This window comes from Mycobacteroides franklinii, assembly GCF_001853795.1.
Taxonomy (GTDB): Bacteria; Actinomycetota; Actinomycetes; order Mycobacteriales; family Mycobacteriaceae; genus Mycobacterium; species Mycobacterium franklinii.
Genome location: NZ_MLIK01000019.1, coordinates 592,027 through 606,431, shown reverse-complemented (window position 1 = coordinate 606,431; position 14,405 = coordinate 592,027). Strand labels below are relative to the sequence as shown.

Here is a 14,405-nt window from a genome sequence, read left to right as displayed (position 1 = left end):
CGGCCTACCGGCCGGGGCCCGATACGTGCAGCCTGTGTCGAACGGGGTGTTGCTGATTCGGTCGGTGTTCCTCTGTTCTCTACTGGACCCGAACGATGATCTCCGAGTGTCCCAGCCGGATGATGTCGCCGTCGGCCAACTGCCACTCGGTGACCGGCGCGTTGTTGACGGTGGTGCCGTTGGTCGAGTTCAGATCCGACAGCAGCGCGGCGTGTCCGTCGAAGCGCACCTCGAGGTGACGGCGCGAAACGCCGGTGTCCGGCAGCCGGAACTGAGCGTCCTGGCCACGGCCGATCACGTTGGTGCCCTCACGCAGCTGGTAGGTGCGGCCGCTGCCGTCGTCCAGCTGCAAGGTGACCGTGGTGCGACCGCCGCCCGGGCCACCGGTGGGGGCGCCATAGTCGGGGCTGCTCTGGTAACCGCCCTGCTCGTACTCGCCGTACTCAGGCTCGCCGTAACCACCCTGCGGTGATCCATAGCCACCCTGCTGCGGCGGGGCACCGTATCCGCCCTGCTGCGGGTAGGCCGGGGGACGGTTGTAATCCTGGCCCGCGGGGGGACCCTGCTGGCCGCCGTATCCACCGCCCTGCGGCGAGGAACCGTACCCACCGCCCTGCTCGTACTCGCCGTAGTTGGGGCGCGGAGGCTCGCCGTATCCGCCCTGTGGCGGGGCACCGTAGCCGCCGCCCTGCTGCGGAGGTGCGGGGGGACGGCCGTACTCGCCGCCGCCTTGCGGAGCGCCGCCGTAGCCACCTTGGTCGTAGCCACCCTGCTGCGGGGGACGCTGCTGGTAGCCGCCCTGGTCGTAACCGGCCGGCGGCCGGCCGTAGTCCTGGCCATACTGCTGACCCTGCCCGTAGCCGCCACCTTCATAGCCACCCTGGCGTGGGGGGTATCCCTGGCCACCCTGCGGCTGCTGGCCGCGTGGGTCCTGATCGGGACGTCCGTACCGGTCGTCCTCCCGGCCGTACTCTTCGCCGGGACGTCCCTGCTGGGGACCTGGGTTGTCAGTCATGGATGCTCCTGGTTGTGGATCCGGGGTCGGAGGGGCAGTCGTCACGGCGCCGTGCGTACGGTCCCGCTTGCTATCGGGATTGACCACACCGCGCGTACGAAACTGACCGGTGTGCAAGTTCGGTGATTGTTCGAATCGGACAACAACTTCACCATACGTTTGCCACCCCTGATCGCGAATATATTCGCGCAGGAGTTCGGCGAACGTGTCTGGGTCGAGCTCGCGGTCGTCGGCCGCCTTCTCGTGATCTGCGGTGCTGAGGAGGACAAAGAACTCGTTGGGAGCCAAAAGTCGCCCCTGGCCCGCGGACCTGACTCCATCAGCGGCCTCGCGGCGCAGCGATGCCTGCACTTCCTGCGGGACGATGCTGCCGCCGAACACGCGGGCGAAGGCATCGCCGACCACGTCTTCAAGCTTGCGCTCAAAGCGCTGGACAATTCCCATGCCTCCTCCTTTCGGCGATCGCGCGGGAGGTACTGCGCGCATGACACAGTGCACCGCCGCGAGCGGATCTCGAGTAGATGGTATCGGTTTGATGATCGTCGGCACCCACTCCTCTATTACGAGACGACATCGGCTTGGCACCAAGAGGCCTTCTATGCATGAGTTTTATGACGGTTACAGTGTGTTGAGGAGCTTTCGCCGGCCGTCCGCGGTTCGGAGATGGGGTTCTGATCGTGATAAGCTGCCGCGGTCGTTGGGGCGAGTGGCGGAATGGCAGACGCGCTGGCTTCAGGTGCCAGTGTCCTTCGGGACGTGGGGGTTCAAGTCCCCCTTCGCCCACAAGTTAAGTGGGCTGGGAAGCCCAACGACAAAGGGTCAGGAACTCGAACAGGGTTCCTGACCCTTTCTCATTCTCAAGGCACGTGGAGAGGTGCTCTGTGGTGCGCCGCCGTCACCCGGGCGGTTCCTACAGCTGACCGTTGGTTCGCCAGTGAGGCGAGCGCCCGGTTTCTAGGAGGGGTCCGATAGCGGCGGTGTCTACGTCACCGAATCACGGAGGGCGTAGATCGCTAAAGTTTGCTCCATGGGTGGACGACTGTCGGTAACAGTCTGTACCGTTATCTCTAGAGTCTTTGCCTTCACGTGATGGAGATGATTGTGGCAGGGTATGAACTACCGACAGAACGCCTGACGAATATGGCAGAAAGCCGTGGTGGGGACACTCCGGGTGCAGTACCCAAGAAGTTTTCTGGCGGTGATTCCGAAACCCTGCAATCCTCCGGAGTGGCCGGAGGTCGGCATCTCGCGGCATTCGCTACGGGTCTCGCCCTGGTGATGGTCGGGGTGGCTGGTTTGCATCACCTATACCGCGGTGGGGATAGTGCCGGGGACTGGATCGTGTGGGTCGCGGTGTTGCTGGCCTGGCTGACCGCACTCGGCGGCGGAGTCAAGTTGGCCACCTGGGGCATCAAACCGGTTATTGATGCGGTATCCGAGGCCGCTCAGGAGCGATTCTCCGAAGCTGTGCAAGCAACGGTCGCGGCGCTCGGGGTCGTCTTTGGCGCGGTGGGCTTGTGGTGCGCGCTGCGCGGCGGATACGCCCAATGGTGGCAGTCGATTTCCGGTGAGCCGGGGTGGTCGCTGACGATGGGCGTCGGCCAAATGCTGGTCGCAGTGCTGGCGGGGGCGGCACTGTTCACCGGCGGTAAGTATCTGGCCGGTTTGACCGGGCAAGTTCTTGCCGATGCTGGGCTCATCAGAACCGAAAACACTGCCGCGCACCGCAATCCAACCGACGATGGAGCAGGTGCTGAGTCGCATCCAGTGCTGGTCGCGGCGCTGGCCGCCGGTGGACTGGCGCTGGTGGCGATGACGGTGTGGCTGACCCCGAAACTCGCTCCCACCGTCATCGGTACTAACACCGTTGCCGCGGCCGGAGCGATCGCGGCACTGTTGTTGTGGGGTGTGGGGGCAAACCTGGGCTGGTGGAAAGGCCTAGAAGGGCTGTACACCTGGGCCACTGCGGCGTCTGAAAAGACAGCCGCTGTCGCCGGTGTCGTTGCGGTGCTGATGTTTTCGGCCGGTGGACTTGGTTTGGGCTGGTTCACCCCAGCGACGGTGCCGCAGGCGCACGCCCAATGCCCACCCGATTGCGGCGGCGGCTCCAACGGCTCCAACTCCTACGGCCCGGATGCCTCCCAGTTTCAGCCGCCGCAGATGCCCAACCAGATGCCGGACTACCAGGGCGGTAACTACGGCTCCAACCAAGCCCCGCTAGATCAAAATTCGGGAATCTCGATCTACAACACCCAAGCGCCCTCGGTGAGTCAAAGCACCAGTGGTCAAAGCGCACAGCAGTCGCTGCAGGGCTCGCAGACACCCCAACACGGCAGCCAAATACCGGATTACCAATCCGCGACCCCCTACACGCAAGGGCCCGGTGCCCCGAACCCGGATTACAATGGTGGGCAAGCCAATCCGGGCACGAATACGGGATCGCAAGGCGGGCAAGCCAATCAGGGTGCTCCGCAGCAGCAGACGCCTCAACAGCCGCCAGCCAATCAAGACCAAGGTCAGCAGCCACCGCAACAGTCCGATCAGCAGAAGATCGATGACCTGACCAAGCAGCTGCAGAACCAGCAGCAGCAGTCGACGCAGGATCGTCAACGCATCAACGACATGACTAAGCAGCTGCAACAGCAGAAGGGGCAGCAGAAGCAGAACGGCAATCAGAAGCTGCCCAAGGCGCCGAGCAAGGACAAGAAGAAGGACGATCAGCAGGATCGCGATAAGCAGTCCGGTGACAACGATCTGACCGCACTGTTGTTGGGTGCCGCCTCCACACGGCGCCGTAAGCAAGGCGAACAAGACCAGCCCGAACAAGGCCAGCAGCAGGCTCAAGGCCCCGATACACAGGCGCTGACCCAAGATGGTGCGCAGATGGGTCAGTCGCTGCCCGGCGATATCACCAACACCGTCTCTGACAGCGTGAATTTGGGCCAGTCCGCAGGATCGGCGGCGCAGAATTTCGGGTCAGCGGCCCAGGCCGGGGCGTCGATCGCTTCCAGCGCACAGTCCGGGGCAGTCAACCCCATGGACGCGGTTGCGTTGGTGCAGGGCATCTCCGGAGGTGTCAGCGATACCGCCGACGCGGTGAACTCGGGCACCTCGATCGCCTCGACCTGGCTCAATGAGGCTGGCCAGGGTGCGCAGCTGGCGGCCGACGCCAACCCGCAACTTAAACCCCAGGCTCAGCAGGTGGAGCAACTGACCAAGACCGCCGGACAAGTTTCTGATCTGACCGGTCAGGTCGCCAGCGGCGTCTCCCAAGCCTCCGGGCTCGTCAACACCGCATCTAGCTTGGGTGCCTCCGGCATGCCGGATACCAGCGGCACCGCTGAGGCCATGTCAGGTCCGGCGGACAGCGTCACCAACGCTGCCGCCGACGCACAACCCGTCGAACTGATGAGCGGCCCTGTGCCCCAAGACGTACCTGGCGGGGACGCACCCGCTCCTTCTGAGCCCCCGCCTCCGCCGCCGGACCCGACGATCAACGGGCCGGCGAGTGCACCCACAATTGAACATGTAGGTGACGATTTGGAATCGAGTCTTCCAAATACCGGGCGCAATGCTGCCGGCGATCCGACGGTGAAACCGTTCTATCCGACACTGGATGGCAACAAGAACCCTCTGCAGTTCCCCAAGGCCGATATGGGATTGGATGGTGCTAGACCACTACCCACTGGATTGGCCACCGGACCGAATGGCAAGCAATACGCTTTCTACAGCACACCGATGTATAAGAACCCCGATGGGTCGACGAATCTTGACTACGTGACCCCCAACTCAGCCATCGTCGATCTCGCTAATCCCAAGAAAATCATTGGGAACTCGCCGGTAGCCCAGACTAGCGGTGTGTACGACCCGGCCAGTAACACCATGTTCCTCGCGGGCAACCCTGGTGACGGTCATGGGTACACCCGACAACTATTCCAATCAGACCCTATCGATCCTCAAAATCCCAACAGCTGGACGACAGGCACCATGCACTACCTCGGAGATATTCTCCAAGGCAACCGGGAAAGTCAGCTGGTCCCGCTTGAAGGCGGCGGATACCTCTTCGTTGGATCAACAGATGGGGGACCTATCGAGGCCGTTGCGGCCTCCACGCCCCAAGGGCTAGTGGGAAAAACTGGAGTAGCACTTGTACCGGGGAGTGCTGGTGCCGGGGGCGTTGATGGTGTCTATGGTCCGACAATTCTTAAAGATGCCTTCAACCCCTCGACCGGTGTTCACACGCTCACGATGAGAGTCAGCCAATTCTGGGACCCCCAACACATGTATAACGAAAAAGGTGAAATCCTGTACGACCCCCGTACCTACACCACCATATTTACCGTTACACAACCCCCTGCCCCGGCGTCTGCTGCCGCGCCCAAGCAATAAGAGAAAGAACGACGCATGAGAATGAAATCGTTATCCCGACTATTGATTGGCCTTGGTACCGCTACCGCCGCGGCACTAGTTGCATCCGCCACGGCAACGGCCGAGCCTTCCGGGTTCCCAGACCTCAATACCTTCACCGAGACTCCCGCAGCCAACTACATCAAAGTATGGCCCCGTGGAGGAAAGACAGTCAGCTTTTCAACCGCAGAAGGGTTGAACTGCAGATTCGGAGCGCGCGAACAAGGTTCTGAAGAAGATCGCGGATTGAGTTGTGACGGCCCTATGCCAGGACTGGAGGGCATTCCCGTATACGGCAGTGAACAGGGCGAGTGCGATTATGGAAACATATCTCGGGCCGGCGGCGCGTACGGAATCACTCACACTAAACAGAAATGCATTGGTGCTCACCCGGCCGGGAATATTCTGGCACCTGGGCAAAAGGTTTCATACGGGAACGTGACCTGTGCAGCCGGTGCGGATAAATTGCTCGCCTGTATTAATCGAGTCGATGGTGAGCACGGGTTTGTGTTGTCGCCCGCGGGTGCCTGGAGCTTTTAGCCGGAGACGTTTTGCAATAGCACCGGCTTTTAGTCAGGACAGGGGTTCCTGGAGATTTTGACGGCACGCCTGCGCCAGACGGTCAGCTGAAGCACCGCGCTGACGGCCGCCCCGTCTTCGCAACGCCCGACTCCGGCGGTTGCCTCACGCCCGGGTGTCGGTTCGGCTACCGCTGTACGGTCGGCAGCGGTGGGTTTTCTATGATTCGGGCAATAAGGGGGAAGACATGCCCGATCCATCCGTAGGCGATGACGACGCAGGCCAGCATGAGCCGCAGCCGGGCCGGGGTGCTGTGCGGTGGCAGGAGCCCGGTGTCACGAAGCCGCGACCGCCTACGGTCGCTGAGGCGCGAGCCAGGGATAAGGCGCGCCGGGCTCGTGAAGCCGAGCAGAGGCTGGCCGAGGTGCAGGCGGAGAAGGCCGAGGAACGCCGCCGGACCCGCAAGAACGTCCTGATGGGGTCCGCGGTCGTGGCCGGCATCGCGGCGGTGGTGGCGGTGGGCTACGCCGTGATTGACCGTGATGACGATGTCGAGGCCACCTGCGTACAACAGGGCTCCAACGTCGTAGCCCCCGAGGAGTACTGCGAGCGCGGCACCGCGTCGTCGGGCGGCATGTTCATCTATGCGGGGTCGGCGTACCAGTACTACTACGGTGGGCACAACCGTGGCATCGGCACGACCGCCACCGGCGGGAGTTTGGAGCTCCCGAGAGGTACCACCGCCAAGACCAGCTCGGGCACCCGAATCTCCAAATCCGATGGCTCGGGCAGTGTTTCACGATCCCCATCGGTATCGCGCGGCGGCTTTGGGTCCAGCAGCTCGGGAAGTTCGGGGAGCTGATGCGCCGCGAACATGCGAGGCCCCGCCCCGGCTGGGAGCAGACCGTTGCTTCCCAAGGAATGTGTTACGGCACACCGGCACGGTTGGCCGACGGTAGCGATCGCCCGTACTGGGACGAGTCGGTTCATTACGTCTTCGATATGGACGAGGTGCTTTCCCTCGAAGCCACCGTGGAGGTACTGCACTCCATGTGCCTGGAAGCCGTCGAGCAGGTGGTTCTGCTGGGCCGCTACCGCGATTTCGGTCTGCCCGAATGGGCGTGGGAACACGTCGAAAAATCCTGGCGCAGAAACGATCCGCATCTATACGGGCGCTTTGATCTCCGATACGACGGACAGCGGCCTCCGGTTCTGCTGGAGTACAACGCCGATACCCCCACCTCGTTGTTGGAAGCGTCTATCTTGCAATGGTATTGGAAGACAGAGGTGTTTCCCGAGGATGATCAATGGAACTCCCTGCATGAACAGCTGGTGGCTCGCTGGAAGCAGATCGGCGGCCAACTCCCCGGCACGGAAACACATTTCACCTGGTCGTCGGCGGATCAGACCGGCGAAGATCATGTGACCCTGGCCTATTTGCAGGAGTGCGCGGCCGAAGCCGGGCTCAACACCGTTGGCCTACCCATCGAGGAGATCGGCTGGGACCGCGACCTCAACCGCCTCGTCGATCTGGAAGAGGCACCGATCGAATCGATCTTCAAGCTCTATCCGTGGGAGTGGATGCTCGACGACGACTTCGGCCGCCATGCCGTGGATCTGCTGCCCGAGACTCTCTGGATCGAACCGCTGTGGAAGTCGCTGCTGAGCAACAAGGCGATTCTGGCGGTTCTGTGGGAGATGTACCCCGGCCACCCGAATCTGTTACCGGCCTATCTCGACAGCCCGCATGAGTTGACCGAGTACGTCCGCAAGCCGAAGCTCGGTCGTGAAGGTGCCAACATCACGGTGGTGGGTGCGGGATACGAGACGGCTACCGGCGGTGTTTACGGCGAAGAGGGCTACGTCTACCAGCTGCTCGACCCGCTGCCACAGTTCGATGAGATGAGACCCGTTCTCGGCGCGTGGATTGTCGGCGACGAATCGGCAGGCCTGGGGATCAGAGAGACGGCCGGGCTGATCACCGACGACGGAGCGGCATTCGTTCCGCACCGGATACCACCTCAATAAGCGATATCAAGCACAGAGAGATGGGATGACTGCAATGAATGCAGCGGGATACTGGTCGATCATCGCTCACGGCGCGGCGGCCATTTGGCTTTACGCGGCAGTGGGTTTCGTGCTGATGACCATTGGGTTCTTTGTGCTGGACTGGACCACTCCGGGCCCGCTGCGTCAGATGGTCCGGGTGGGTCTGCCCAATGCCGCGGTCATTTCCGCCGCAGGGCTTTTGTCGCAGGCGTTCGTGATTGTGCTGGCCATCTACACCGCTTCGGGGAACATTGCCGAAGGCTTGTTACGTACCCTGGTATTCGGTCTGATCGGCATTGCGGCCCAGACGATCTGCATGAGGCTGATCGAGTGGGTGCTGGGTATCGATGTCGGGGAGCTGCTGGCACAGCGGAAGTTCGCGCCGACAACACTCGTCGTGGCCGCGGCCTACGTCGCGGTCGGGCTGGTCATCGCCACGGCGATCCTGTAGCCAGGGCGCGGCACGAGACCTAGCGCCTTGTGTCTACCCACTCCATGTAGGCCGAACCGCCCACGGGATTCCCTTGGTATTCACCGGTGTAGCTGTAGGCACCCACGTAGCCGCGGCCGTGCCCATAGCGGAGGGTGGAGTCGACGAGCCCGTCCACCGCAAGCACAAGGTGGCCGTGATCGTCGCGGACTGTCCAACTGAGACGATGCGGGATGCGCATGGAGCGACCCTCCTCGTCGACCAACGGATTGTCGTGGTACTCACCGACATCCATCCGGACGTCGGTGTACACCTCGGTGGACTTGCCGAGGACCCGCACATGCGCCAGCCGGCAGGCTACCGCGCCACGCGCGCGAACGTCGGTGAGCAGTACCTGGGCTCCGTTGCCGAGATCGATGATCTGGTAGGTGAAGAAGTCGATCGGCAGCTTCACTGGGTTCGGTAGCGGCCGCCGGGTGAGGGACTGATGACTGAGGAGCCGTGCGTACTCGAAGGTGCCCAGACCGCTGATCGCCATGGCGCCCGCGGCGTCGGCGATCACACCCGTGTACTCGGCGAGCAGGCTCAGGTGGTCGTAGACCGGAGTCTTGACGAAGTAGGACACCTGATCGGTGACGGTCAGCTCGATATCGGCTGAAAAGTGTTGGTACCGACCGCGAACGGTGACGTGCGGATACTCGACCTGGATCTGCAGGTCATCTCCCCAACGCAAGACACTGCCGTCCTTGGCGAAGTGGCAGTCGTGAGCCGAATCGTAGGCGCGGTAATGGTGGTGATCGCCGGCCGCGGTCGAGGAAAGAACCGTGGCGGTGTGCCGGGCGTCCGCCGCGGTCAGGTAGTCGTTGTCGAACAACTCGGCGCCGGTCGCCCCGATCAGGGTCATGGTGTTCAGATACCGGTGTGGTGAATCCAGGTCGGGAAGGAAGACGCCGTAGTGCGTCGCCGCCCAAGGGCCGTCGTCGGCATGCGGCCGCAGGATGCCCGGGTTGGTGAAAGGCTGTCGTGAGGCTTCGAGACGACGATCGATCCGGGGTAAGAGTCTGTCCACGATGAGACGTGACAGGGCGCGGGAGATGTTTTGGCCGGTCATCGGGTTCCTCCGTCGGTCATCGCAGCGTGTCGAGCCGGCCCGGTGGGTTCGGGCAGTAGGACGCGGTAGTCAGAGATCGAGAATTCTTTGGTGCGGCGCCGGTATTCGCGCACCAGGCCCGGCCAGTTGGTCGTCACGCGCCCGTCGGGACCCACGTACCAACTGTCGCAGCGTGACCACACGCCGGCGGTGAGTCGGGCCTGCAGCCCCCCGTCGTACACCTTCTCGGTGCTGGGGTCGACGTCGATCGCGGTACCGCGACTGACGGCGTTGACGGCCTGGCGGATGTATGCGGCCTGGCATTCGAGCATCGCCACAATCGAACCAGATCCCAGGTTGGTGTTCGGTCCGTACATGAGGAACATGTTGGGAAAGCCGGGCACCGCCATGCCGAGATAGGCCCGCGCCCCCTGACTCCAGTGTTCCCGCAACGTCGCGCCGTCGAGTCCGGTGATGGTCACATGATCGAGAAAACCACCCGCGGCGAAGCCTGTTCCGTAGAGGATGACATCCGCGTCGTGATGTTCTCCGGTGTCGGACAGCACCCCGTTGGGGGTGATCTCGGCGATGGAATCCGTGACGAGAGTGGCGTTTTCGCGCCGCAGGGCCGGTAGGTACGTATTGGAGAAGAGCACACGCTTGCACCCCAGCGGGTAGTCGGGCCAGACCTTCTCGAAAAGTTCCGCGTCACCACGCGTTTGGTATCGCATGAATCCACGGGAGAGACCAGTGATGGCACGGGACAGCAGTGGCGAATAGTGCAGCACCCCGGTGAAGCCCTCGGTGAGTACCAACCAGGTAAGACGTTGTGCACGCAAGGTTGCGGGCAGCCGGGAGGCCAGTAGGTGATGCAGCCGCGTAAGCCGTGAGTCGGGGCGCGGCATGATGTGCGGCGCTGAACGCTGAAAGACGGTGACCGATTCGACGATTGGAGCGATTTCGGGCACCAGCTGGATGGAGCTGGCGCCGGTACCGATAACTGCGACGCGCTTGCCGAACAGGGACACACTGCCGTCCCATTGCGCGGAGTGGAACGATGGCCCGGCGAAGCAATCGCGCCCAGGGATAGCGGGGACTGCGGGCTGCGACAGCTGCCCGACGGCAGGTACCAGGACATCGGCCCAAAACTGGTCACCCTGGGAGGTCTCGAGACACCACCGGTTGGTGCCGGTATCGAAGGATGCGGCGACGACCGAGGTGTGGAAGCGAATACGTTGGCGCACACCGTACTTGTCGGCAGCCGCGCGCAAGTAGTCAAGGATCTCCGGTTGTGGGGCGTACCTGCGTGACCAGCGGGGGTTGGGGTCAAAGGAGAAGCAGTAGTACGCCGAGGGCACGTCGCACGCCGCGCCCGGATAGGTGTTCTCACGCCAGACACCGCCGACGTCGTGCGACCGCTCGTAGATGGTGACATCGTGTCCGGCCGCGATGAGTTGGACGGCGGCTGCCATCCCTGAAAAACCTGCGCCGATGATCGCCACGGAAGTCATGGAGCCACCTCTCTACGAATTGACCGCTCGGTAATATATGCTGAAGTGACCGTGCGGTCAATCCCCGGGCGAGTGAAAAATGCCAGCACCGAGTGCACGAGCGATTGTCCGCCGGTGGGCTCCGCTACCGTCATACGTGTGCAACCCCTCCGGACCGGCAGCAAGGGAATGCCTCGTCAGGAACGGGAGCAATGGATTTTGACCGCCGCCGCCGATGAGTTCGGGGAATCGACTTTCGCGGCGTCAAGCATGAACGGAGTTGCCGCGCGCGCCGAGGTGTCCAAGGCCCTCGTGCTGGCCTACTTCGGGTCCAAAGAGGACCTCTACGTGGCGTGTGTCGAACGTGCCGGGGAGCGCCTGGCCACCGCGATTGGCGAGGCTTTATCGGGATCGTTGACGCGTGCCGAGGTCGCCGCGGCGGTGCTCACGGCAATCTTCACCACCCTTGAGAATCGACGCAGCGACTGGCCGGTTCTCTATGACAGGACAGTGCCTATCGGGCGGGCACGGGACGCCGCCCGGCGACAGCGGACCATCCTGCGAGAGCAGTCTGCCGCGGCGGTGACGAGAACGCTTGGGGCCGTGGGCCTCAGCGGTGACGATGACCTCTCGGCGGCGACCCTGGTCTGGGAGAACATGGTTTCGGCGTTGGTCGAATGGTGGCGGCACCACCCTGAACGTTCGGCGGATGAGATGGCAGGACGCGCCCGTAGGGTCCTCACCGCATTGTCGGACCGCAGCGTCGACGAACTCTGACCGCTTGAATCTCTGTGTTGCTGGTGACCTGTGCCACATCCATATTCGGCAGGGCGGGTCTCTCATCAATGGCACACAGTGCGGACTTCCCTGAAGCTGGGTGCAACAACGCGCAGGTCACGCCCTCTTCGTTTCCGGACTGCGTGCTGCGGCCATGTGTCTAGCAACCTGACATTCACAACTTAGAACAGGTCATCGGCTATGGAGTAATTCACGGCGAACTATCGACAGCCGTATTAGGTGATGCTAACTTGCCTTCATGCGGTCGCAGATTCGCGAGGTCGGATGGTCACCAATGGCCATCGCAGCTACTTCCCGCTGTAGGTCTGATGGGGCGCATCTCTGTGTCGGCGCCCCCCCGGTTGGCCACGGACCGTGCATTCGCTCGCTAGTGAACATGCTGCTCAGGGAAGGGAGTACCCACGATGAATCTCAACGTCGTTCCAGAAGGTCTGACCGCCACCAGTGCGGCCGTGGAGGCGCTGACCGCGCGTCTGGCTGCCGCGCATGCCGCGGCCGCCCCGGTGATCGGGGCCGTGGTGCCGCCGGCTGCTGACCCGGTCTCGTTGGAGACCGCGGCCGGTTTCAGTGCCCGCGGTATCGAACACACCGGTGTGGCCGCCCAGGCCGTCGAGGAACTGGGCCGGGCCGGGCTGGGTGTTTCGGAGTCCGCGGCCAGCTACACCACCGGGGATATGCAGGCCGCGGCCACCTACATGATCGCGCGGGGCTAGCGCCGGTGTCGGCTCCGATTTGGATGGCTTCGCCCCCCGAGGTGCACTCGGCGCTGCTCAGCGCCGGGCCCGGGCCGGGCGCACTACTGGCCGCTGCCGCACAATGGCAAGCGTTATCTGCCCAATATGCGACGGCTGCAACGGAATTAACAGAGCTGCTGGGGAGTACCGCCGCAGGCTCTTGGCAGGGGCCCAGCGCCGCCCAGTACGTCGCCAGTCATGCGCCGTATCTGGCGTGGCTGACCCAGCAGAGCGCCACAAGCGCCACCAACGCGACTCTGCAGGAGACGGCCGCAGCCGGCTACACCGCGGCATTGGCCGCCATGCCGACCCTGGCCGAACTGGCCGCCAACCACATGATCCACGGTGTGCTGCTGGCCACCAACTTCCTTGGTATCAATACGATTCCGATCGCATTGAACGAGGCCGACTATGTCCGGATGTGGGTGCAAGCGGCCACCACGATGAGCGTGTATGAGGGTGTCTCGGGCATGGCGCTGGCCGCGACCACGCCGACGCAACCGTCACCGATGATCATGGCCCCCGGCGGCGAGATGTCTCGGATGTCGGCGGATATGACCTCGATGGCTGCGCAGCCGCAAGCCTTGGAATCCGGTACCGCGCTGGACAGCAGCAACAACATCATCGATCAGCTCATGCGGTTCATGACCAATCCGCTCGGCACGCTGCAGGACATGATCCAAGACTTCATGAAGAACCCGGTCGCCGCGTTCTTCGCGTGGTTCCCGTTGCTGTTCTTCATCGCCTACGAGGCGTTCTTCATCCCGTTCGGGTTCACCTTCTGGGGCGTCTTGCTTTCGGCGCCCGCCTGGCTGCCGATCGTGCTGGGGCTGGCGCTGTCAGCCCTGGTTCCGCCCGCCGCAGTAGAGGAGCCCGCCCACGACGATGAGCCCGGTCGCGAACCGGCGCGAATCGAGCGCAGAAATCCGCAACAAGATCTGCAGCTCGCTCATGTCCCGTCGACACCGTCGATGCCGGGAGGTTCTTCTTCGGCTCCAACGGTTCCCAGCAGTCCGGCGTCGTCGCCAGCGGTTCCTGCCACCGCAACACCGGCGTACATGGTCTACGCCGTGCAGGAGGATCCGCCGGCTGCTCGGTTTGGTCCGACGCTGAATGAAGGTGCCGGCGCCAAGGCTCCCGCAGCCGGAATCTCCGCCGCCGCCGCGGCCGCGGCTTCGGCCCGTTCCCGGGCACGCCGCAAGCGCGCCGCACGGATCAAAGATCCCGCCCCGCAGTTCATGGACATGAATTCGACAGTGGAGCCGGATTTTTCGGGCGCGGCCGCACGGCAACCGGCCGGTGTCGGAGCCTCAGGTCGCGGGGCGGATCAGCTCGGTTTCGTCGGAGCCGCTCCCAACAGAGCCTCGTCGACCAGCCCGGCGGGGCTCGTCGAACGCGAATCCGCGACGGAGGCGATGGATGGAATCCGCACCATGCCCATGCTCCCCGCTACCTGGGGTACAGACCTCGACGCACCCGCCGATGGGGGGTCCAGCAGCTGACCGCCCGCCACTTCTGTGACCATTCGAATAACAGACAGCACAACATGATTCAGGAGGAAAAATGAGTTTGCTTGATGCGCATATTCCGGCTTTGGTGGCTGCGGAGGGCACTTTTGGTGCTAAGACCGCGTTGATGCGTTCGACGATTTCGCAGGCCGAGCAGGCCGCGATGTCGGCCCAGGCGTTCCATGTCGGGGAATCCTCGGTGGCATTTCAGGCCGCGCACGCTCGTTTCGTGGAGGTCGCCGCCAAGGTCAACGCATTGCTCGATATCGCCCAGGTCAACCTCGGTGATGCCGCCGCGTCCTACGTCGCCGAAGATGCCGCCGCCGCCAGCCGCTACGTCGGCGTCTAACGCCACCGAAAGGAAA

11 protein-coding genes and 1 tRNA gene are annotated in these 14,405 nt (G+C 63.3%); 9 read left to right on the top strand and 3 right to left on the bottom strand.

What is annotated here, in order from left to right:
- Positions 1-79: 79 nt before the first annotated feature.
- A complete protein-coding gene (locus tag BKG76_RS10775; protein WP_070937641.1) occupies positions 80-1,459 on the bottom strand; it encodes a DUF3662 and FHA domain-containing protein in 1,380 nt (459 codons plus the stop codon).
- 256 nt (positions 1,460-1,715) lie between these two features.
- Here BKG76_RS10775 and BKG76_RS10770 point away from each other — a divergent pair.
- The 5 genes from BKG76_RS10770 to BKG76_RS10750 all read left to right on the top strand — a co-directional run bounded on the left by BKG76_RS10770 (position 1,716) and on the right by BKG76_RS10750 (position 8,441).
- Positions 1,716-1,798 (top strand) — tRNA-Leu (locus tag BKG76_RS10770).
- Positions 1,799-2,155: 357 nt separating this feature from the next.
- Positions 2,156-5,404 (top strand): methyl-accepting chemotaxis protein, encoded by a 3,249-nt coding sequence (locus tag BKG76_RS10765; protein WP_407937657.1) that lies wholly within the window; start codon positions 2,156-2,158, stop codon positions 5,402-5,404.
- A gap of 850 nt (positions 5,405-6,254) precedes the next feature.
- Positions 6,255-6,803, top strand: a complete 549-nt coding sequence (locus tag BKG76_RS10760) for a hypothetical protein (protein WP_083338105.1) — start codon at positions 6,255-6,257, stop codon at positions 6,801-6,803.
- On the top strand, positions 6,803-7,969 hold the full coding sequence (locus BKG76_RS10755) for a glutathionylspermidine synthase family protein (protein WP_070937640.1): 1,167 nt from the start codon (positions 6,803-6,805) through the stop codon (positions 7,967-7,969). Before BKG76_RS10760 ends, BKG76_RS10755 begins: the two co-directional genes overlap by 1 nt.
- A gap of 34 nt (positions 7,970-8,003) precedes the next feature.
- Positions 8,004-8,441, top strand: a complete 438-nt coding sequence (locus BKG76_RS10750) for a DUF350 domain-containing protein (protein WP_070937639.1) — start codon at positions 8,004-8,006, stop codon at positions 8,439-8,441.
- 19 nt (positions 8,442-8,460) lie between these two features.
- Here the strand turns inward: BKG76_RS10750 and BKG76_RS10745 are convergent, their stop codons facing one another.
- On the bottom strand, positions 8,461-9,531 hold the full coding sequence (locus tag BKG76_RS10745; protein ID WP_070937638.1) for a DUF6670 family protein: 1,071 nt from the start codon (positions 9,529-9,531) through the stop codon (positions 8,461-8,463).
- A complete protein-coding gene (locus BKG76_RS10740; RefSeq protein ID WP_070937637.1) occupies positions 9,528-11,021 on the bottom strand; it encodes a flavin-containing monooxygenase in 1,494 nt (497 codons plus the stop codon). Before BKG76_RS10740 ends, BKG76_RS10745 begins: the two co-directional genes overlap by 4 nt.
- A 168-nt stretch (positions 11,022-11,189) precedes the next feature.
- Between BKG76_RS10740 and BKG76_RS10735 the strand changes: the two genes are divergently transcribed.
- The 4 genes from BKG76_RS10735 (at position 11,190) to BKG76_RS10720 (ending at position 14,389) form a co-directional block, all read left to right on the top strand.
- Entirely contained in the window at positions 11,190-11,777 is a 588-nt protein-coding gene (locus BKG76_RS10735; protein ID WP_070939119.1) for a TetR/AcrR family transcriptional regulator, read from the top strand.
- A 425-nt stretch (positions 11,778-12,202) separates the two neighbouring features.
- Complete coding sequence (locus tag BKG76_RS10730) at positions 12,203-12,511, top strand: PE family protein (RefSeq protein ID WP_070936996.1); 309 nt, start codon at positions 12,203-12,205, stop codon at positions 12,509-12,511.
- 5 nt (positions 12,512-12,516) lie between these two features.
- The gene (locus BKG76_RS10725) at positions 12,517-14,034 is read left to right on the top strand and encodes a PPE family protein (RefSeq protein WP_070937636.1); all 1,518 of its coding nucleotides are present in this window, start codon (positions 12,517-12,519) and stop codon (positions 14,032-14,034) included.
- Between the two features lie 61 nt (positions 14,035-14,095).
- Positions 14,096-14,389: a type VII secretion protein EsxS gene (locus BKG76_RS10720; RefSeq protein WP_070937635.1), complete on the top strand. Its 294-nt coding sequence runs from the start codon at positions 14,096-14,098 to the stop codon at positions 14,387-14,389.
- Positions 14,390-14,405: the final 16 nt, after the last annotated feature.